The following is an 18,293-nucleotide window of genomic DNA, read 5'->3' as shown; positions in this document are numbered from 1 at the left end:
GGGGCGCTCACACTCGCCGGGGTCTCGTTGTTGGAGTCTTGAATGACCGCTGCCATGCCCCCGATCAGCCGTTTCCCCGTGCCTGAGCTGAGCGATGTGCCCGAAGACATCCGCCAGCGCATCCTGGCGGTGCAAGAAAAATCGGGTTTTGTGCCGAATGTATTCCTGGTACTGGCACACCGTCCGGACGAGTTCCGCGCTTTCTTCGCCTACCACGATGCGTTGATGGACAAACCTGGCGCCCTCACCAAAGCCGAGCGCGAAATGATCGTCGTGGCCACGAGCAACGCCAACCAGTGCCAGTATTGCGTGGTGGCGCATGGGGCGATTTTGCGCATCCGAGCGAAAAATCCGCAAATTGCTGATCAAGTGGCGATCAATTACCGCAAGGCCGATATCACGCCCCGGCAAAAAGCCATGCTGGATTTTGCGATGAAAGTTTCTGCGCAGGCTTACGCCGTGGGTGATGCGGACTTTGCCACCCTGCGCGAGCATGGGTTCACGGAGGAAGACGCCTGGGATATTGCCGGCATCACGGCCTTTTTTGGGCTCTCCAACCGCATGGCCAATGTGACGGCAATGCGGCCCAACGCGGAGTTCTACACGCTGGGGCGTTGATCGGGAGTAACCCCCTCCCCCCTCCCCCCTCCGGGGGACTCCCCCTTGGCAGGGGGAGAGTTGGTGGGTGTGGCTATTTGTTCCCCTCCTTTTTAAGGAGGGGTGCCCCGCAGGGGCGGGGTGGTTTTTTTGCGTGCCATCGAAAGGTGGTTGGATGGGAGAAGAACCCCCTCCCCCCTTCGGGGGACTCCCCCTTGGCAGGGGGAGAGTTGGCCGGCGGTGGTTATTTATTCCCCTCCTTTCCAAGGAGGGGTGCCCCGAAGGGGCGGGGTGGTTCTCCCGCGTGTTATCGAAAGGTAGTTGGATGGGAGAAGAACCCCCTCCCCCTCCGGGGGACTCCCCCTTGGCAGGGGGAGAGTTGGCCGGCGGTGTTATTCATTCCCCTCCTTTCCAAGGAGGGGTGCCCCGCAGGGGCGGGGTGGTTTTCTCGCGTGCCACCCAAATCCCCTCTGAATTTCCATCAACACCCCCTCCGTCTGCTGAAAAACCAACCTGTTTTCAAACCGCAAAACCTTGATACCGAACTGCTCCAAAAAAAGATCCCGCTCCCGGTCGTACGCTTGCGCTTCGGCACTGTCATGCGCCGCACCATCCAGCTCCACAGCCAAGCGTTCAGACGGGCAGTAAAAATCCAGAATGTAGGGGCCGACGCTGTGCTGTCGCCTGAACTTGCGCCCTGCCAGTTGTGAACCCTTGAGCAGCGTCCACAGCTTCGCCTCCGCAGGCGTGAGGTTGTTTCGCAGTGCCTTGCGAAACGTTCGCAACACAGGCAAGTTGTTGACACGCATGGTGAATCACCTAAAAAAAAAGCCCGCCAGGTTCCCCCAGCGGGCTTTTTAATCACCCGGGCCACGCCACCGCGCAGCCCGTGAGTTTCTTGAGCGCGACGCTCAGACCGCCTTGGCCGTCTCCACGTACTCTTCGATCTGGTCGAAGTTCATGTACTTGTAGATCTTGTCGGCGTTCTTGGCGACCACGCCCACTTCGGCCAGGTACTCTTCCACGGTCGGGATGCGGCCCAGCTTGGAGCACACGGCGGCCAGTTCAGCCGAGCCCAGGAACACTTGCGTGTTCTTGCCCAGACGGTTCGGGAAGTTGCGGGTCGAGGTGGACATCGCGGTCGAGCCTTCCTTGATCTGCGCTTGGTTGCCCATGCACAGCGAGCAGCCCGGCATTTCCATGCGCGCACCAGCACCGCCCAGGGTGGCGTAGTAGCCTTCCTTGGTCAGCTCGGCAGCGTCCATCTTGGTCGGCGGGGCGATCCACAGGCGCACCGGGATGTCCTTGTTGCCCTTCAGAATTTCGCCGGCAGCGCGGAAGTGGCCGATGTTGGTCATGCACGAACCGACGAACACTTCGTCGATCTTGGTGCCGGACACTTCGGACACGAACTTCGCATCATCCGGGTCGTTCGGGCAGCAGACAATCGGCTCCTTGATGTCGGCCAGATCGATTTCGATCACGGCAGCGTACTCGGCGTCGGTGTCGGCCTTCAGCAGTTCCGGGTTGGCCAGCCAGGCTTCCACGGACTTGATGCGGCGCTCCAGCGTGCGGGCGTCTTGGTAGCCGTTGGCGATCATGTTCTTCATCAGAACGATGTTCGAACGCAGGTACTCGGCCACCGGAGCGGGGTTCAGTTGCACCGTGCAAGCGGCAGCCGAACGCTCGGCAGCGGCGTCAGACAGTTCGAACGCTTGTTCCACCTTCAGGTCAGGCAGACCCTCGATTTCCAGCACGCGGCCGGAGAACACGTTCTTCTTGCCCTTCTTTTCCACCGTCAGCAGGCCAGCCTTGATGGCATACAGCGGGATGGCATGCACCAGATCGCGCAGGGTGATGCCAGGCTGCATTTCGCCCTTGAAGCGCACCAGCACGGATTCAGGCATGTCCAGCGGCATCACGCCGGTGGCGGCGCCGAAGGCCACGAGGCCCGAGCCAGCGGGGAAGCTGATGCCGATCGGGAAACGGGTGTGCGAGTCACCGCCGGTGCCCACGGTGTCGGGCAGCAGCAGACGGTTCAGCCACGAGTGGATCACGCCGTCGCCCGGGCGCAGCGCCACACCGCCACGGTTGGCGATGAAGGTCGGCAGCTCGCGGTGCATCTTCACGTCCACCGGCTTCGGATAAGCGGCGGTGTGGCAGAACGATTGCATCACCAGGTCAGCCGAGAAGCCCAGGCAAGCCAAGTCCTTCAGCTCGTCGCGGGTCATCGGGCCGGTGGTGTCTTGCGAGCCGACGGTGGTCATCTTCGGTTCGCAGTAGGTGCCGGGGCGCACGCCTTGGCCTTCGGGCAGACCGCAGGCGCGGCCCACCATCTTCTGCGCCAGGGTGAAACCGGCGTTGCTGGCGGCCGGGGCTTGCGGCAGGCGGAACAGCGTCGAGGCGGGCAGGCCCAGGAAGTCGCGGGCCTTGGCGGTCAGCGAGCGACCAATGATCAGGTTGATCCGGCCACCGGCGCGCACTTCGTCCAGCAGCACTTCGCTCTTCAGAGCGAATTCAGCGACGGTTTCGCCGGCCTTGGTGATCTTGCCGTCATAGGGCAGCACGTCGATCACGTCGCCCATTTCCAGCTTGGAAACATCGACTTCGATCGGCAGCGAGCCGGAATCTTCTTGTGTGTTGAAGAAGATCGGGGCGATCTTGCCGCCCAGGGTCACGCCACCAAAGCGCTTGTTCGGCACGAAGGGGATGTCTTGGCCGGTGGCCCACACCACCGAGTTGGTGGCGGACTTGCGCGACGAACCGGTGCCCACCACGTCGCCCACGTAGGCCACGAGGTTGCCCTTTTGCTTCAGGTCGTCGATGAACTGCATCGGGCCGCGCACGCCGTCCTTTTCAGGCTTGAAGGCGGCATCCGGGCGGGTGTTCTTCAACATCGCCAGGTAGTGCATCGGGATGTCCGGGCGGGTGGTGGCGTCCGGAGCCGGCGACAGGTCGTCGGTGTTGGTTTCGCCAGGCACCTTGAACACGGTCACGGTGATGGACTTCGGCACTTCCGGGCGGCTGGTGAACCACTCGGCATCGGCCCACGACTGCACGACTTCCTGGGCCTTGGCGTTGCCAGCGGTGGCCTTGGCGGTCACGTCGTTGAAGTAATCGAACATCAGCAGGGTCTTCTTCAGACCGGCGGCAGCGATGTCGGCCACTTCAGCGTCGTCCAGCAGGTCGATCAGCGGCTTGACGTTGTAGCCACCCACCATGGTGCCCAGCAGCTCGGTGGCCTTGGCCTTGGAGACCAGGCCCACGGCCAAGTCACCTGCGGCAACGGCGGCCAGGAAGCTGGCCTTGACCTTGGCGGCGTCGTCCACACCCGGCGGCACGCGGTGGGTCAGCAGGTCCATCAGGAACGCTTCTTCACCAGCGGGCGGGTTCTTGATCAACTCGATCAGCTCGGCCACTTGCTTGGCATCGAGCGGCAGCGCGGGGATGCCGAGCGCAGCGCGCTCAGCAGCGTGTTGGCGATAGGCTTGCAGCATGGAAGTGCTCTCCTGGGGGTGAACCATCAATCCTGATGGGAAGTGAAAAACGAAACCAGTTCGGTCGGCTGTTGTGCCGGCGCCAGCGTGCGGTGCGCGCTTTGCAGCACCTGCCAGAAATAGCGGTAGCTGGCGCGGTCGTGCAGTTGCACGCGGCCCTGGTGGGTGTGGCGGATCGGCGCCCAGTCTGCGGCCTGGGCGGCCAAAATGATCTCCAGCGCTTGATGAATTTCATCCGCGCTGGGCGTGAAGGTTTCGACGATGGGGCGGATCTGATCCGGGTGGATGCTCCACATGCGCGTGTAACCCAGCTCGCGGCTGGCGCGGTGGGCCGAGGCGCGCAGGGCGTCCGCATCCTTGAACTCGGTGACGACGCAGTGCGAAGGCACTTTGCTTTCGGCGTGGCAGGCGGCAGCGATGTCCAGCTTGGCGCGCAGCACCAGCGGGTGCTCGAACTGACCCTGCGAGCCCATCGCCGATTGCGGAATCGCACCCCGGTGCGCCGACACAAAATCCATCAGCCCGAAGGACAGCGATTCAATGCGCGGATGCGCCGCCATCTGGAACACGTCGCGCAGTGCGCCGTGGGTTTCGACCAGCGCGTGCAGCGGGATGGCGCGTTGCAGGCCCGCTTGGGTGCTCAACTGGTCGATGGTGTCCGCCGCGTGCTTCAAATCATCGAAGTGGCGCGGCTTGGGGATCATCAGGTAAGCGAGCTGGGCGCCGGCTTTGGGCAGCAGCACTTCCAGCATCGGCACAAACGCCGGGTGATCGAACGGCACCACGCGGGCGCCCACGCGGCCAAAGGCATTCAGCTCGGAGCTGGCCAGCTCGGCGATCAAATGCGCGTGCTCGACTTCACCGCCGACGGGGGCACCGTCCTCGCCATCCAGCGTCACATCGAACACCGGGCCGAGTTCGGCTTGCAGTTGCAGGCTCTTCCGCATGCGCACTTCCACGCCACAGTAGTGGTCGCACACCGGCAGTTGGGGCACGGCGTCGCCTTCTTCAAACAGCACGTCCTGGGGGTGGCGCAAAGCGGTCATGGCGGGGGAGGGGGCAGCAGGGGCGGCAGAACCGCGAGTTTTGGGCAAGAAAAAAGCCGGGGCCGCGACAGGGGCGGCATCCGGCTTTGTTCGGGTCACGGCACGCGCACGGGCCGGCGGTTTACACCAGGCGGGGCGCGGCGCACCGTGACACGCACCATCACAGCATGTGCTGGACGGCGGCGGCCTCGTCGGTCAGTTCCTTGAGGGTCAGGTTGATCTTCTCTTGGCTGTAAGCGTCGATGTCCAGACCTTGGATGATCTTGAAGCCGCCGTCCTTGCACTCGCAAGGGAAGCCAAACACGATGCCTTCGGGGATGCCGTAGGAGCCGTCAGAAGGCACGCCCATGGTGACCCATTCGCTGGAACCCAGCACCCAGTCGCGCACGTGGTCGATGGCGGCGTTGGCTGCCGAAGCAGCCGACGACAGACCGCGAGCGGTGATGATGGCGGCGCCACGCTTGCCCACGGTCGGCAGGAACACGTCGTTGTTCCACACGGCGTCGTTCACCAGTTCCTTGACGCTGTCACCGTTGGAGGTGCAGAAGCGGTAGTCGGCGTACATGGTGGGCGAGTGGTTGCCCCACACCACCAGTTGCTTCAGGCTGGCCACGTCGCGGCCAGTCTTGGCAGCCAGTTGGCTCAGTGCGCGGTTGTGATCCAGGCGCAGCATGCCGTGGTAGTTGGCCGGGTTGGTGCGGCCAACCTTCTTGGCGGCGGCAGCGGCGATGTAGGCATTGGTGTTGCAGGGGTTGCCCACCACCAGCACCTTGACGTCTTCCTTGGCGTTCTCGGCAATGGCCTTGCCTTGCACGGTGAAGATGGCGCCGTTGGCGGTCAGCAGGTCAGCACGCTCCATGCCGGGGCCACGGGGACGGGCACCGACCAGCAGGCAGACGTCAGCGTCCTTGAAAGCCACAGCCGGGTCGTCGGTGGCGATCATGCCGGCCAGCAGCGGGAAGGCGCAGTCTTCCAGCTCCATCATCACGCCCTTGCAGGCGTTTTGGGCTTGCGGCAGATCCAGCAATTGCAGGATGACGGGCTGATCCTTGCCCAGCATTTCGCCGGAAGCGATACGGAACAGCAGGGCGTAACCGATTTGGCCAGCAGCGCCGGTAACGGCCACGCGCATGGGGGTCTTGCTCATTCAGAGGTCTCCGAGAGGGGTTTGGGGAGCGGACGGTGTTGCGTCTTGGCACAGTGCCACAGTGCAGCCCGGCTCCCTCGCAGCAGATGCAACCGAGCATCGTGCCCCAAGGAACTTACTGCTAGCTGTGTGCCGTGTCCGGCGCGTGAAAGCGTTCAGTTTAGCCATTGAGTCTAAGTGCCAACCCGGGGGGTGTCAACGCTCTTATGTCTTATATAAGACAATTGACACGACACGCTGGACTTACCAAGCACGCTGTGCTGCAATGCGCCCCATGTCTGCCTTGACCCTTCCTGAATCTGCCGAGCCGGAGGCCGCCGTGGCGCCGGGGCCGGCGTTCAGCCCGCTGTATCAGCAGATCAAGGCATTGCTGGTGCGCAGTCTGCAAGCCGGCGAGTGGAAACCAGGCGAAGCCATTCCCAGCGAAATGGAATTGGCAGCCCGTTTCAAGGTCAGCCAAGGCACAGTGCGCAAAGCCATTGACGAAATGGCCACCGAGAACCTGTTGGTGCGCCGCCAAGGCAAGGGCACCTTCGTGGCGACCCACGCTGAAGACCACATCCAATACCGCTTCTTGCGCTTGATGCCGGACGATGGCAGCCCCTCCGGCATGGCGCGGCAGTTCCTCGATTGCAAGCGCATGCGCGCTCCCGCTGAAGTGGCGCGGGCGCTGGGGCTCAAGTCGGGTGAGAGCGTGGTGTGGGTGCGCCGCACCCTGTCCCGCAATGGCGCACCGGTGGTGCTGGATGACATTTGGCTGCCCGCTGCGCCCTTCAAGGGGCTGACTGCTGAGCGCCTGTCTCAATACGCTGGGCCGATGTATGGCCTGTTTGAAACCGAATTCGGCGTGCGCATGATCCGCGCCGAAGAAAAAATCCGTGCGGTGGCTGCCGATGCCACGTCAGCGACGCTGCTGGCGGTATCGTCTGGGGCACCGCTGCTGAGCGTGGAACGCCTGTCCTTCACCTATGGCGACCGCCCCGTCGAGCTGCGGCGCGGGCTCTACACCACCGCTTCCCACTACTACCGAAACGAGCTGAGTTAGCGCCCAACCTGAAATTGGCATCGAAAAATGCATCAAAACTGACGCGGCAAGCATGACAGCCCCGCTGTGGCAAGGCCCCCGAAAGTTTGATGCGTTGCAATAAAATCCTCAGGTTTCACCGCGATTACCTCCTCCCCTCCCGAAGACCCGAGCGACAACAAGGAAACCCCCATGGCAGACACGCTCAAGCAACGGCCGGAGTTCCGTAACATCCATGTGACGGAAATCCGCAACTACCGGCTTCCCCCGGCCGGCATCGTTTCGATCTTGCACCGCATCAGCGGCGTCATCCTGTTCCTGATGCTGCCCTTCGTGGTGTGGCTGTTCGACACCAGCGTGTCTTCGGAGGTGTCGTTCGAGACGTTCCGCAGCGCTTTTGACGCAGGCATCGGCTTCGTGCCGGGTTGGCTGGTCAAGCTGGTCACCCTGGGCGTGATGTGGGGCTATCTGCACCACTTCACCGCTGGCGTGCGCCACCTGATCATGGACGCCACCCACAGCGTGAGCAAGGAACAGGGCAAGAGCTCGGCCATCATCACCCTGGTGATCGGCACCACCCTGACCGTGCTGCTGGGCGCCAAGCTCTTCGGCCTGTACTGATCCACCCGAGGCGATTAAAAATGGCAGTCAACTACGGTTCCAAGCGCCTGGCTGTGGGCGCGCACTATGGTTTGCGTGACTGGTTGGTGCAGCGTGTCACCGCCGTCCTGATGGCTCTGTTCACCATCGTTCTGCTGGTGCAGGTGCTGATGCCCGGCGAAATGGGCTACGACAAGTGGGCCGGCATCTTCGCCGCCCAGTGGATGAAATTCCTGACCTTCTCGCTGATCGTCTCGCTGGCCTGGCATGCCTGGGTGGGTGTGCGCGACATCTGGATGGACTACGTCAAGCCCGTCGGTCTGCGTCTGGCGCTGCATGTCTTCACCGCCGTGTGGGTGGTGGGTTGCGCTGGCTGGGCCGTGCAAGTCCTGTGGCGTCTGTGATTAGCTGGTAGGAACAACAATGACTCAAGTGACCAAGCGCAAGTTTGACGTTGTGATCGTCGGTGCCGGCGGCTCCGGCATGCGCGCCTCGCTGCAACTCTCTCTGGCTGGCCTGAACGTGGCCGTGCTCTCCAAGGTCTTCCCGACGCGCTCGCACACCGTGGCTGCGCAGGGCGGCATCGGTGCCTCGCTGGGCAACATGTCGGAAGACAACTGGCACTATCACTTCTACGACACCATCAAGGGCTCGGACTGGCTGGGTGACCAAGACGCCATCGAGTTCATGTGCCGTGAAGCCCCGAAGGTCGTGTACGAACTCGAACACTTCGGCATGCCCTTCGACCGCAACTCGGACGGCACGATTTACCAGCGTCCGTTCGGCGGCCACACCGCCAACTACGGTGAAAAGCCGGTGCAACGTGCTTGCGCGGCGGCTGACCGGACGGGTCACGCCCTGCTGCACACCCTGTACCAACGCAACGTTCAGGCCCGCACCAACTTCTTCGTGGAGTGGATGGCCCTGGATCTGCTGCGCGATGCCGCTGGCGACGTGGTGGGCGTGAGCGCCCTGGAACTGGAAACCGGCGAGCTGTACGCGCTGGAAGCCAAAGTGGTGCTGATGGCCACCGGTGGCGCTGGCCGCATCTTCGCGGCTTCGACCAACGCCTTCATCAACACCGGTGACGGCCTGGGCATGGCCGCACGCGCTGGCATCCCGCTGCAAGACATGGAGTTCTGGCAGTTCCACCCCACCGGCGTGGCCGGCGCGGGCGTGCTGCTGACCGAAGGTTGCCGTGGCGAAGGCGCCATCCTGCGCAACGACAAGGGCGAGCGCTTCATGGAGCGTTACGCCCCGACCCTGAAGGATCTGGCCCCGCGTGACTTCGTGTCGCGCTGCATGGACCAGGAAATCAAGGAAGGTCGCGGCTGCGGGCCGAACAAGGATTACGTGGTGCTGGACATGACCCACTTGGGTGCCGACACCATCCTGAAGCGCCTGCCTTCGGTGTACGAAATTGGCCACAACTTCGCCAACGTCGACATCACCAAGGAACCGATCCCCGTGGTGCCGACCATCCACTATCAGATGGGTGGCATCCCGACCAACGTGAATGGTCAGGTCGTTGTGCCGCAGGGCGACAACTACCGCAGCGTCGTCAACGGTCTGTACGCCGTGGGCGAATGCTCGTGCGTGTCGGTACACGGCGCCAACCGCCTGGGCACCAACTCGCTGCTGGACTTGGTGGTGTTTGGCCGTGCGTCGGGCAACCACATCGTGTCGGCGCTCAAGAACGAGCCCAAGGCCCACAAGCCGCTGCCCAAGGACGCCATGGACAAGACGCTGGCCCGCCTGGCTCGCCTGGAGTCCAACACCTCGGGCGAATACGCGCAAGACGTGGCCAACGACATCCGTTCGTGCATGCAAGGTCATGCTGGCGTGTTCCGTACCCAGGCCCTGATGGACGCTGGCGTCAAGCGCATTGCCGAAGTGCGCAGCCGTGTCTCCAACATCACCCTGAAGGACAAGTCCAAGGTCTGGAACACCGCCCGCATGGAAGCGCTGGAAGTGGACAACCTCATCGAAGCCGCACAGGCCACGATGGTGTCCGCCGCTGCACGCAAGGAATGCCGTGGCGCCCACACCGTGAACGACTACGAGCGCGGTGCTGACGACAAGGAATTCCCGCTGGGCCGCAACGACAAGGAATGGCTCAAGCACACCCTGTGGGACAGCGCCACCAACAGCCTGTCGTACAAGCCCGTGAACATGAAGCCCCTGACGGTGGACAGCGTGCCGCCCAAGGTTCGTACCTTCTAAGCACGCCGCAGGAGTAATTGACCATGACCAAGCGCACCTTCCAGATCTACCGCTACGACCCCGACAAGGACGCCAAGCCCTACATGCAAACCATCGAGCTGGAGCTCGCTGGCAACGAACGCATGCTGCTGGACGCCCTGGTCAAACTGAAGGCCGTGGATCCCACCCTGTCGTTCCGTCGTTCCTGCCGCGAAGGCGTGTGCGGCTCGGACGCCATGAACATCAACGGCAAGAATGGCCTGGCCTGCCTGACCAACCTGCGTTCGCTGCCGGACGTGGTGGTTCTGCGTCCGCTGCCCGGTCTGCCCGTGATCCGCGACCTGATCGTGGACATGACGCAGTTCTTCAAGCAGTACAACAGCATCAAGCCCTACCTGATCAACAACACGCTGCCGCCCGAGAAGGAGCGTCTGCAATCGCCTGAAGAGCGCGAGGAGCTGGACGGCCTGTACGAGTGCATCCTGTGCGCGAGCTGCTCGACGAGCTGCCCGAGCTTCTGGTGGAATCCGGACAAGTTCGTGGGCCCGGCGGGTCTGCTGCAAGCCTACCGTTTCATCGCCGACAGCCGCGACGAAGCCACAGCCGAGCGTCTGGACAACCTCGAAGACCCGTACCGCCTGTTCCGCTGCCACACCATCATGAACTGTGTTGACGTGTGCCCGAAGGGTTTGAACCCGACCAAGGCCATCGGCAAGATCAAGGAATTGATGGTGCGTCGCGCGATCTGATCGCCCTTCCCCGAGCACGCCTGTCATGAACAACACGCCCGCAGACCCCACCGTCGTTCGCCGCCTCAAGTGGAGCTGCCGGCGTGGCCTGCTCGAAAACGATCTGTTTGTTGACCGCTTTCTGCGCCGCCACGGTGATTCGCTCACCGTGGGTCAGGTCGAGGGGCTGCAACAACTGATGGATCTGGCCGACAACGATCTGCTGGACCTCTTGCTCGCTCGCAAAGAGCCCGAAGGCTCGCTGGACCAGCCCGTGGTTCACGAAGTTTTGAAGCAAATGCGTCAACCCGGTTGACCGATCTGAGACAAAGAAAGGATTCTGACGATGATCCAGTCCGACGTGAAAGCCACCCTGTCGTTCTCTGACGGCAGCCCCAGCATGGATCTGCCGATCTACAAGGGCACTGTGGGCCCTGACGTGATCGACATCCGCAAGCTCTACGGCCAAACCGGCAAGTTCACTTACGATCCGGGTTTCCTGTCCACGGCTTCGTGCCAGTCGTCCATCACCTACATTGATGGTGACAAGGGCGAACTGCTGTATCGCGGCTACCCCATCGAGCAACTCGCCGTCAACTGCGACTACCTCGACACCTGCTACCTGCTGCTGAACGGCGATCTGCCCAACGCCGACCAACGCGCCAACTTCCACAAGCGCGTGTTGAACCACACGATGGTCAACGAGCAGATGCAGTTCTTCCTGCGTAGCTTCCGTCGTGACGCCCACCCGATGGCCGTGATGACCGGCTTGGTGGGTGCCCTGTCGGCCTTCTATCACGACAGCACCGACATCAACAACCCCGAGCACCGTGAAATCGCCGCGATCCGCCTGATCGCCAAGATGCCGACGCTCGTGGCGATGGCCTACAAGTACTCGGTCGGTCAGCCGTTCATGTACCCGAAGAACGACCTGTCCTACGCTGGCAACTTCATGCACATGATGTTCGCCACGCCGTGCGCAGACTACAAGGTCAACCCGGTGATCGAACGTGCGCTGGATCGCATCTTCATCCTGCACGCTGACCACGAGCAAAACGCTTCGACCTCGACCGTGCGCCTGTGCGGTTCGTCGGGCACCAACCCGTTCGCGGCCATCGCTGCGGGCGTGGCCTGCTTGTGGGGCCCGTCGCACGGCGGTGCCAACGAGGCTTGCCTGAACATGCTGGGCGAAATCCAAGCCAAGGGCGGCGTGGCCAAGGTTGGCGAGTTCATGAACCAGGTGAAGGACAAGAACAGCGGCGTCAAGCTGATGGGCTTCGGTCACCGCGTGTACAAGAACTACGATCCGCGTGCCAAGCTGATGCAGGAAACCTGCAAGGAAGTGCTGACCGAGCTGGGCCTGGAAAACGACCCGCTGTTCAAGCTGGCCATGGCCCTGGAAAAGATCGCGCTGGAAGACGATTACTTCGTCGCCCGCAAGCTCTACCCGAACGTGGACTTCTACTCGGGCATCGTGCAACGCGCCATCGGCATCCCCGTGCAGTTGTTCACCGCCATCTTCGCCCTGGCACGTACCGTGGGCTGGATCGCTCAACTGAACGAAATGATCGCTGACCCCGAGTACAAGATCGGTCGTCCGCGTCAGTTGTTCACCGGCGCTGCCGCACGCAACGTCAAGTGATCGCGCTGGCGTGCGCATGAAAGTGGCTTGCTTCGTTGCAAGCGCTTTCAGCCATCCGCTTAAAGGCCCCTTTGGGGCCTTTTTTCATGTTTGAACGGTGCCTGCGATTGGCATTTTTTGCTGGGCGCGGCAGTCATGATGATTCACAACCTTCCAACTCAAACCCCTCCCTTGAGCCGTATGTCGTCTCCTGCCGATGAGGGCTGGCTCCAATCTCTTTTGCAGTGCCCCTCACCCATTGTTGCTAAGTCGATACCGTCTTCGGTGTCCTTGCGTCTGATCCGCCTTGACGAGATCAGCGAGGCAAATCCTGGGGCCTATCGCAGCGCACTGGCCAACGTGTACGCCACCCTGGGCTCCAATGATGGTACCCAGTTCCTCTATCTTCTTGATGGGAGGCCCGAAGGCGTGGCGCTGTACTTCGGTATCACCGGATCTCATGCCAGTGCCGATGTGCATGAAGCGGTCAAAAACTTGTGGGGAGCACTCGAAGGGCAACTGCCGGGCATTCATTTGAACGAGGGTTCTCGCGAATCGGTGATGGCACACCTCGAACAAAGTGTGCATCGAGGGCTGGTTCTCGGTGTGCCAACGGCACAGGACGAGGGCCAAGGCAGCGAGGATGACAACTTTCAAGGCATTGAGCGTCTGGTGCGCACCCTTACATCCAGCCGGGGGGGTAAAGATCCAAATGTCACACGCTGGCAGTTGGTGGTGGTTTGTCAGCCCTTAAAGCGTGAAGAGGTGCATCAGCAGCTCAATGAAGCGTATGCCCTGGCCAGCGACATTGCAGCGCGGGTGCGCACCAGTATTCAAACCAGCGGCAACACCAGCGAGCAAAAAGGCAGCTCTTACAGCACCAGTGTTGCGGAGGGTGAGAACACCAGCCGGGCTGAGTCGCGTGGTAAATCCGAAGGTGCGTCGGACACGCGCAGCCACGGTACCAGCCAAAGCAATGGGGGATCTTCCAGCAGCCGGGGCAGCAATGAGGGCTCCTCGCAAGCTAAAAACCGGGGAACCAATGAGGGTGTCACACAAACCACCGGCACCTCGACCACCCGCACGGGCAGCGATAGCATCAACCTCAGTCGCACCCACGGTGGCAGCATCGGTGTGACCCAAGAGTGGACGGATAAGCGCTCCCAACACCTGCTTGACCACCTGGAAAAGACCCTCATTCCGCGTTTGCAAAAAGGCATCACCAAGGGTTTGTTTCGGACAGCGATCCACCTTTGTGCTGGCAACGCATCCACTTACCGCAGCTTGAAGCAAACGTTGTGCGCCACTTACCAGGGTGGTGAAACCACGGTCAGCCCGCTGGAGGTGATCGACCAGCCAATTGGAAATGCCGGCTCCGCTTTGCATCTGCCTACGCTGGAGGGGACGCTTGATGCGCGTGTAGCGGTATTCCACAGCCTAGGCGTTGGAACCAAACCTAATCATGTGGGGAGTTTGCTGACTGCGGATGAGTTGGCCTTGGTCGCTGGTTTGCCACGACACGAACTCCCGGGGCTGCGGCGTCGTAAAACGGTGGAATTCATTGTGGCGTTACCGCATCCAGAGCAAAGTGGGGATGCAATTGATCTGGGCGAGGTCATCAATTGTGGTCGGCGTCAGTCCAGTAACCGAGTGCGTCTTGATAAAGCTGATTTGAACAAACACTGTTTTGTCACGGGGGTCACCGGTGCTGGCAAGACCACCACCTGCTTGAATTTACTGGTCGAATCAAAGTTACCGTTCTTGGTGATTGAGCCCGCCAAAACTGAATATCGGGCTTTACACGGGCGCTTATCGGGTGACATTGATTTCTACCGTCCTAACGGGGATTCTCATCGCAGTTTTCGCTTGAATCCCTTCGCGCTGACGCATCGAGGGCAGAAAATAAAAAGCCATGCCTCGTTTTTGCGCCATGCCTTGGCGGCCATTTTCCCGATGGAAGCGTCGATGCCATATCTGGTCGAGCAAGCCATTTTGCGTGCTTACGAGGAAAAAGGCTGGGATCTGGCCGATGACACATGCTTGCTGGCCGATGATCCCTTCGATCCCGCTGCCCGTGTCTGGCCCACCATGAGCGACATGATTCGCCAGCTTGATGTCTTGATTCCCGAGCAGGGAATGGGCAAAGAGTTTGAGGAGAAATATCGGGGCTCGTTGGTGTCGCGGCTGACCAGCCTGACGCACGGGATCCTGGGGGATGTGCTCGACGTGCCGCAGTCGCTGGACTTCACGGCGTTGCTGGATCGCCACGTGGTGATCGAGCTGGAGGAGGTCAAAGACGGGGAAGGCAAGGCGCTGATGATGGCGCTGGTGTTGGGGGCCGTTAGCGAAGCAATTCGCCATCGGCATGGCCAGAATCGTGAGTTTCGCCATCTGACTTTGGTGGAGGAGGCCCATCGATTGCTCTCGCGCCCTGAGCCTGGCGACAAGGCGCGTGCCATGGCGGTTGATGCTTTTGCCGATTTACTGGCGGAAGTGCGCAAATATGGTGAGGGCTTGATCATCGCGGATCAAATTCCCGCCAAGTTGATTCCCGACGTCATCAAGAACACGCACACCAAGATCGTGCATCGGTTGTTTGCCGAGGACGATCGCCGGGCAATGGGCGAGGCCATGATGATGGACGATGGTCAGCGCGATTTCCTGCCCAATCTGCGCACCGGCGAAGCGGTGGTTTTCTGTGGGGGGTGGCACGGGCCTGCGCATGTGGCCATCCGTTGCGATCATGCTGGGACAGACCAGTCTCCACTGGATGAAGCCAACATAGAGATGCGAGCCGTGCAGCAACTTTGGCGTGAGCGCGGACGTTACTACCCCGGTTTGGCCCGCCTGGATTGGCTGGATGAGCAGTCCGATGCGCCCCAAGTTTTTGCCAGTTTTGTGCGCGATACCCGCAAGGCGTTCCGTTACCTGTTGGGCTTACTGCCGGAGAAGCGTTCCCCCAAAGCGCAGGATTCGCAGCGTTTTGTTGCTTTGCAGAGCTGGTACAAAACATGGAGCAAGCAGGCCGAGCAGGTCCCGGTGAGCGAAGCCGCCTGGCAGCAGCACACAGGGCAGCCTCGCCCAGCGCAGCCACTGACCGCCCCGCTGCTGGTTTGGTTGCACGACGCCAGCCCGCGTGCCCATACCCAAGTCAAGCAACCGTCCACTTGGCCGTGGGAAGACCCCGATTGGTCGCTGTGGCAAGAGGCCATGGACACTTTGTTGGGTGGTCTGGCCACTGCCCGCGATGTGACCGATTTCCGGCAGCGTTGGCGTGCATCACGCCCACTCCAAAATGTGCTGGTTGAGCTTGGCAACTATCAGAGTTTTTGAAAACGTAGCAAGGAGATTGACATGGGTTTTTTTTCAGCCATTGGCAGCGCTATCAGTAGCATAGCGAGCGGCATCGGTAGTGCTGTCAGCAGCATTGGCAGTGCGCTGTCATCGTTTGCTGGCGGTATCGGTACGGTCATCGGGACTGTGATTCCTGTCCTCGGGCCGATGGCGACAACGCTGAGTAGGTTTGCCGCTGTGTTCCTGCAAGCCTTGGGTGTCTTCAAGCCTGGTGAACAACCCGATGAGATGGGCGAACGGGCCCTGCAAGCGGCGGGGAAAGGCATCACCATCGATCAGTTTGAAGACTTCGACAGCTATCTTGATGCCCTGCGCGATTTCGATCTCGATCCCGAAAAAGCGGCTAAACGCAGTTACGCCGAGAAGTTGGTCGCCGGGCTGGGTGTGGGCACGGTTGGCCTAGAACGCAAGTTCAACGCCCCGCCCGGTAGCTTGGACACGCTGTGGCTGCTGCCGATCACCAATCCGGCCTATTTCACGGTCGAGCGCATGCAAAGCATCATCAGCACAGGCCGCTTGGGTGGAGACGTTTGGGCGTATCTAGACAAGCGTTTGTCGGCGGGGGACAGCAGTCGGCTGGAAGATGCGCTGACGGTGGCGAGTGATCGCACCGCCCCAACGCCAGCCGAGCGCAACGCGCTTTACGATGCGCTGGATCAAGCCCGTGATCGGTGGGCGGAGCTTGGGAAACAGGTCGAATCGAGCGGGAAGGGAGCATGAGCATGGGGCATAACGTTCCCACGTTGGTTTTGTTGTTGCTTGAAAAGCACTTGGCGGCCTGGCTGGTGCTGCCTGGCGATGGGCCGCGAGAGCAGCCCATCGAAGGCACGCTGGGCTGGCTGCCTTGCCCCTCTGGTGGGGCGTTGGTTCAGGGGCTGGATGATGTGTCCAACAGGTTGAGGCATGAGCGGGGTGGCCACATCACGCTTGAGCTGTGCTACGACGCGGCCAGCGACAAACTGCTAACCGACAGCCTCACTGCCTTGGCGCCGCGATTGGTTGGCCGTGATTGGCAGATCCAGCGCTGGGAGCGGCTGGCGGCACGTTGTGGGCGTTTGTCCGAGGAAACGGCCCGCCCACCGCGTGATTGGATTGCTCAAAAAGTGCTACCGCTGTTGTTGGCGCAAGGGGATGCCCAAGCGCGCCAGCAGATGCAGGCTGCTGCACAGCGTGAACATGCCAGCCTGACGGAGTCGTTGCAGGCGGAGCGGGCGGCGCTTCAGCGTCAAAACGAGGATTTGCGCATGCAGAACGCCGCGATGCGCCAGGTTGACAGTGAGCTGCTCGTCATGTATCTGCCGGCGCTTTTTGCGCGCTTCTTTAACGAGGTCGGTGGGCACGATTTGGCGTTGCTGTGCGGGCGGGTTGAGCCTTATGTGTTGCCCAATCCTTACCCAGAGCCGACCCCGGAAACTTTGCATTGCCAGCAACGTAAGTTCCGTGCGCTGCCGCGTGAGGTGCAACGGCAAGTTGTTGGCTTTGCGGCACGCTTGCCGCAGCGCCGGAAGCTCAAGGAACGCCCAGAAATGTGTCTACTGATTCAGCAACTCGAAAGTGAAGGAGGGTGAGTGCATGGCCAAGAACACGCATGACGATGCAGAGCTGAGCAAGGATGAACGTAAGCGCTTGGAAAAACTGGGGGAAGGATGGGGTAAGGTTTCCAACAAGCCATTTGGTTATAGCTCACCTGAAAAAATCACGCTTTTTGACTTGCGCCTGCTACTCGAACATTTCCCGCCGTTGCGGGAGTTGATTCGTCAGGTTGCCGCCCCTGAGCTTGGTCGGGTGGTGCCCGGTGCTGCCGTGTCTGTTGAGTGGGAGTCGGCTCGTGATGAAGCCGCCGAGGCAGCGCAGACGGAAATCGAGGCCGAATGTGATGCCTTGCAAACGCAGTTGAACGCTAGCCAGCATGACGCCGCTGATTTAAGGCGGCAACTTGCGGAGGAGCAGCAGCGCAGGGGGCAGATGGAGCAGGAGGTGCAGCGTTTGCGGCAGCAGCTTGAGCATCAGACCCAAGCGCTTGCCCGCCAGCGTCAGCAACAAAGCACGTTCCCGCCGGGGGTTGCTTTGTTGGGTGGCAACAGTGCGTTGGCTGTGCGGTTGGGGTTAACTGATCTGCCGGGAGATGCGACTGGGGCGCTGATTCGGGTGGTGGCGGTGTTGGCGCAGATGAGCAGCATTGAACGGCTGTGGGATGCGCTCAAGGAAAACTGTGAGCGGGAGCGCCGACCGGCCAGCGCCGAGGAGGTTGCGTTGCTGCAAACGGCGCTTGATTGGCACAACCACAACTGGTCGCGCAAGCCGTTTGCTTTGCATCGTCCGGTTGCGGGGGCGGTGTTCGATTTCAACAAAGAGCAGCGTGCAGTTTCGACACCACCCACAGGTGAAACCTTAAGTGCTGTTTGGCTGCCGGGTATTATGGCCAGCAGCGGTAGCGTACAGAAAAAGGCGCTGGTCGCCACATTGTGAGGCAAGAG

Annotated in this window: 16 protein-coding genes; 12 read left to right on the top strand and 4 right to left on the bottom strand. The window is 61.4% G+C overall.

Going from position 1 to position 18,293, the window contains the following annotated elements; all coding sequences use genetic code 11:
- Positions 1-42: 42 nt before the first annotated feature.
- Positions 43-618, top strand: a complete 576-nt coding sequence (locus VITFI_RS14815; RefSeq protein WP_089417630.1) for a peroxidase-related enzyme — start codon at positions 43-45, stop codon at positions 616-618.
- Between the two features lie 371 nt (positions 619-989).
- Here the strand turns inward: VITFI_RS14815 and VITFI_RS14810 are convergent, their stop codons facing one another.
- From VITFI_RS14810 to VITFI_RS14795, 4 genes are all read right to left on the bottom strand, one after another.
- Positions 990-1,406, bottom strand: coding sequence for an endonuclease domain-containing protein (locus VITFI_RS14810; RefSeq protein WP_089417629.1), 417 nt, complete (start codon positions 1,404-1,406; stop codon positions 990-992).
- A gap of 102 nt (positions 1,407-1,508) precedes the next feature.
- Positions 1,509-4,094, bottom strand: a complete 2,586-nt coding sequence (acnB, locus tag VITFI_RS14805) for a bifunctional aconitate hydratase 2/2-methylisocitrate dehydratase (protein WP_089417628.1) — start codon at positions 4,092-4,094, stop codon at positions 1,509-1,511.
- A 26-nt stretch (positions 4,095-4,120) separates the two neighbouring features.
- Positions 4,121-5,140, bottom strand: coding sequence for an HpcH/HpaI aldolase/citrate lyase family protein (locus VITFI_RS14800; RefSeq protein ID WP_089417627.1), 1,020 nt, complete (start codon positions 5,138-5,140; stop codon positions 4,121-4,123).
- A gap of 160 nt (positions 5,141-5,300) precedes the next feature.
- A complete protein-coding gene (locus VITFI_RS14795; RefSeq protein WP_089417626.1) occupies positions 5,301-6,287 on the bottom strand; it encodes a malate dehydrogenase in 987 nt (328 codons plus the stop codon).
- Positions 6,288-6,561: 274 nt separating this feature from the next.
- On the opposite strand from VITFI_RS14795, the gene VITFI_RS14790 reads away from it, so the two are divergent.
- From VITFI_RS14790 to VITFI_RS14740, 11 genes are all read left to right on the top strand, one after another.
- On the top strand, positions 6,562-7,332 hold the full coding sequence (locus VITFI_RS14790; protein ID WP_198301512.1) for a GntR family transcriptional regulator: 771 nt from the start codon (positions 6,562-6,564) through the stop codon (positions 7,330-7,332).
- A 171-nt stretch (positions 7,333-7,503) separates the two neighbouring features.
- Complete coding sequence (gene sdhC, locus VITFI_RS14785; protein WP_089417625.1) at positions 7,504-7,932, top strand: succinate dehydrogenase, cytochrome b556 subunit; 429 nt, start codon at positions 7,504-7,506, stop codon at positions 7,930-7,932.
- A gap of 20 nt (positions 7,933-7,952) precedes the next feature.
- Positions 7,953-8,315 carry a succinate dehydrogenase, hydrophobic membrane anchor protein gene (gene sdhD / locus VITFI_RS14780; RefSeq protein ID WP_089417624.1) on the top strand — a complete coding sequence of 121 codons (363 nt, stop codon included), beginning with the start codon at positions 7,953-7,955 and terminating at the stop codon, positions 8,313-8,315.
- 19 nt (positions 8,316-8,334) lie between these two features.
- Complete coding sequence (sdhA, locus tag VITFI_RS14775) at positions 8,335-10,134, top strand: succinate dehydrogenase flavoprotein subunit (protein ID WP_089417623.1); 1,800 nt, start codon at positions 8,335-8,337, stop codon at positions 10,132-10,134.
- Between the two features lie 23 nt (positions 10,135-10,157).
- A complete protein-coding gene (locus VITFI_RS14770) occupies positions 10,158-10,862 on the top strand; it encodes a succinate dehydrogenase iron-sulfur subunit (RefSeq protein ID WP_089417622.1) in 705 nt (234 codons plus the stop codon).
- 25 nt (positions 10,863-10,887) lie between these two features.
- Entirely contained in the window at positions 10,888-11,157 is a 270-nt protein-coding gene (locus VITFI_RS14765; RefSeq protein ID WP_089417621.1) for an FAD assembly factor SdhE, read from the top strand.
- 30 nt (positions 11,158-11,187) lie between these two features.
- Positions 11,188-12,483: a citrate synthase gene (gltA, locus tag VITFI_RS14760; RefSeq protein WP_089417620.1), complete on the top strand. Its 1,296-nt coding sequence runs from the start codon at positions 11,188-11,190 to the stop codon at positions 12,481-12,483.
- Positions 12,484-12,618: 135 nt separating this feature from the next.
- Entirely contained in the window at positions 12,619-15,795 is a 3,177-nt protein-coding gene (locus VITFI_RS14755; RefSeq protein ID WP_157725706.1) for an ATP-binding protein, read from the top strand.
- Positions 15,796-15,816: 21 nt separating this feature from the next.
- Positions 15,817-16,536 (top strand): hypothetical protein, encoded by a 720-nt coding sequence (locus VITFI_RS14750; RefSeq protein WP_089417618.1) that lies wholly within the window; start codon positions 15,817-15,819, stop codon positions 16,534-16,536.
- 2 nt (positions 16,537-16,538) lie between these two features.
- Entirely contained in the window at positions 16,539-17,384 is an 846-nt protein-coding gene (locus tag VITFI_RS14745) for a hypothetical protein (RefSeq protein ID WP_089417617.1), read from the top strand.
- Between the two features lie 4 nt (positions 17,385-17,388).
- Positions 17,389-18,285 carry an AAA family ATPase gene (locus tag VITFI_RS14740; RefSeq protein WP_089417616.1) on the top strand — a complete coding sequence of 299 codons (897 nt, stop codon included), beginning with the start codon at positions 17,389-17,391 and terminating at the stop codon, positions 18,283-18,285.
- Positions 18,286-18,293 lie beyond the last annotated feature (8 nt).

It is taken from the genome of Vitreoscilla filiformis, from assembly GCF_002222655.1.
In the GTDB taxonomy this organism is placed as follows: domain Bacteria; phylum Pseudomonadota; class Gammaproteobacteria; order Burkholderiales; family Burkholderiaceae_C; genus Ideonella; species Ideonella filiformis.
The sequence above is the reverse complement of the archived record's forward strand: the minus strand, read 5'-3'. Positions and strand labels throughout refer to the sequence as shown.

Bases quoted from the DNA above. Each gene is read 5' to 3' on its own strand.
- VITFI_RS14745 (WP_089417617.1), top strand. From the start codon at position 16,539: ATGGGGCATAACGTTCCCACGTTGGTTTTGTTGTTGCTTGAAAAGCAC.
- VITFI_RS14810 (WP_089417629.1), bottom strand. From the start codon at position 1,406: ATGCGTGTCAACAACTTGCCTGTGTTGCGAACGTTTCGCAAGGCACTG.
- VITFI_RS14790 (WP_198301512.1), top strand. From the start codon at position 6,562: ATGTCTGCCTTGACCCTTCCTGAATCTGCCGAGCCGGAGGCCGCCGTG.
- VITFI_RS14750 (WP_089417618.1), top strand. From the start codon at position 15,817: ATGGGTTTTTTTTCAGCCATTGGCAGCGCTATCAGTAGCATAGCGAGC.
- sdhD (WP_089417624.1), top strand. From the start codon at position 7,953: ATGGCAGTCAACTACGGTTCCAAGCGCCTGGCTGTGGGCGCGCACTAT.
- sdhA (WP_089417623.1), top strand. From the start codon at position 8,335: ATGACTCAAGTGACCAAGCGCAAGTTTGACGTTGTGATCGTCGGTGCC.
- sdhC (WP_089417625.1), top strand. From the start codon at position 7,504: ATGGCAGACACGCTCAAGCAACGGCCGGAGTTCCGTAACATCCATGTG.
- VITFI_RS14770 (WP_089417622.1), top strand. From the start codon at position 10,158: ATGACCAAGCGCACCTTCCAGATCTACCGCTACGACCCCGACAAGGAC.
- gltA (WP_089417620.1), top strand. From the start codon at position 11,188: ATGATCCAGTCCGACGTGAAAGCCACCCTGTCGTTCTCTGACGGCAGC.
- VITFI_RS14815 (WP_089417630.1), top strand. From the start codon at position 43: ATGACCGCTGCCATGCCCCCGATCAGCCGTTTCCCCGTGCCTGAGCTG.
- VITFI_RS14740 (WP_089417616.1), top strand. From the start codon at position 17,389: ATGGCCAAGAACACGCATGACGATGCAGAGCTGAGCAAGGATGAACGT.
- acnB (WP_089417628.1), bottom strand. From the start codon at position 4,094: ATGCTGCAAGCCTATCGCCAACACGCTGCTGAGCGCGCTGCGCTCGGC.
- VITFI_RS14765 (WP_089417621.1), top strand. From the start codon at position 10,888: ATGAACAACACGCCCGCAGACCCCACCGTCGTTCGCCGCCTCAAGTGG.
- VITFI_RS14755 (WP_157725706.1), top strand. From the start codon at position 12,619: ATGATGATTCACAACCTTCCAACTCAAACCCCTCCCTTGAGCCGTATG.
- VITFI_RS14800 (WP_089417627.1), bottom strand. From the start codon at position 5,140: ATGACCGCTTTGCGCCACCCCCAGGACGTGCTGTTTGAAGAAGGCGAC.
- VITFI_RS14795 (WP_089417626.1), bottom strand. From the start codon at position 6,287: ATGAGCAAGACCCCCATGCGCGTGGCCGTTACCGGCGCTGCTGGCCAA.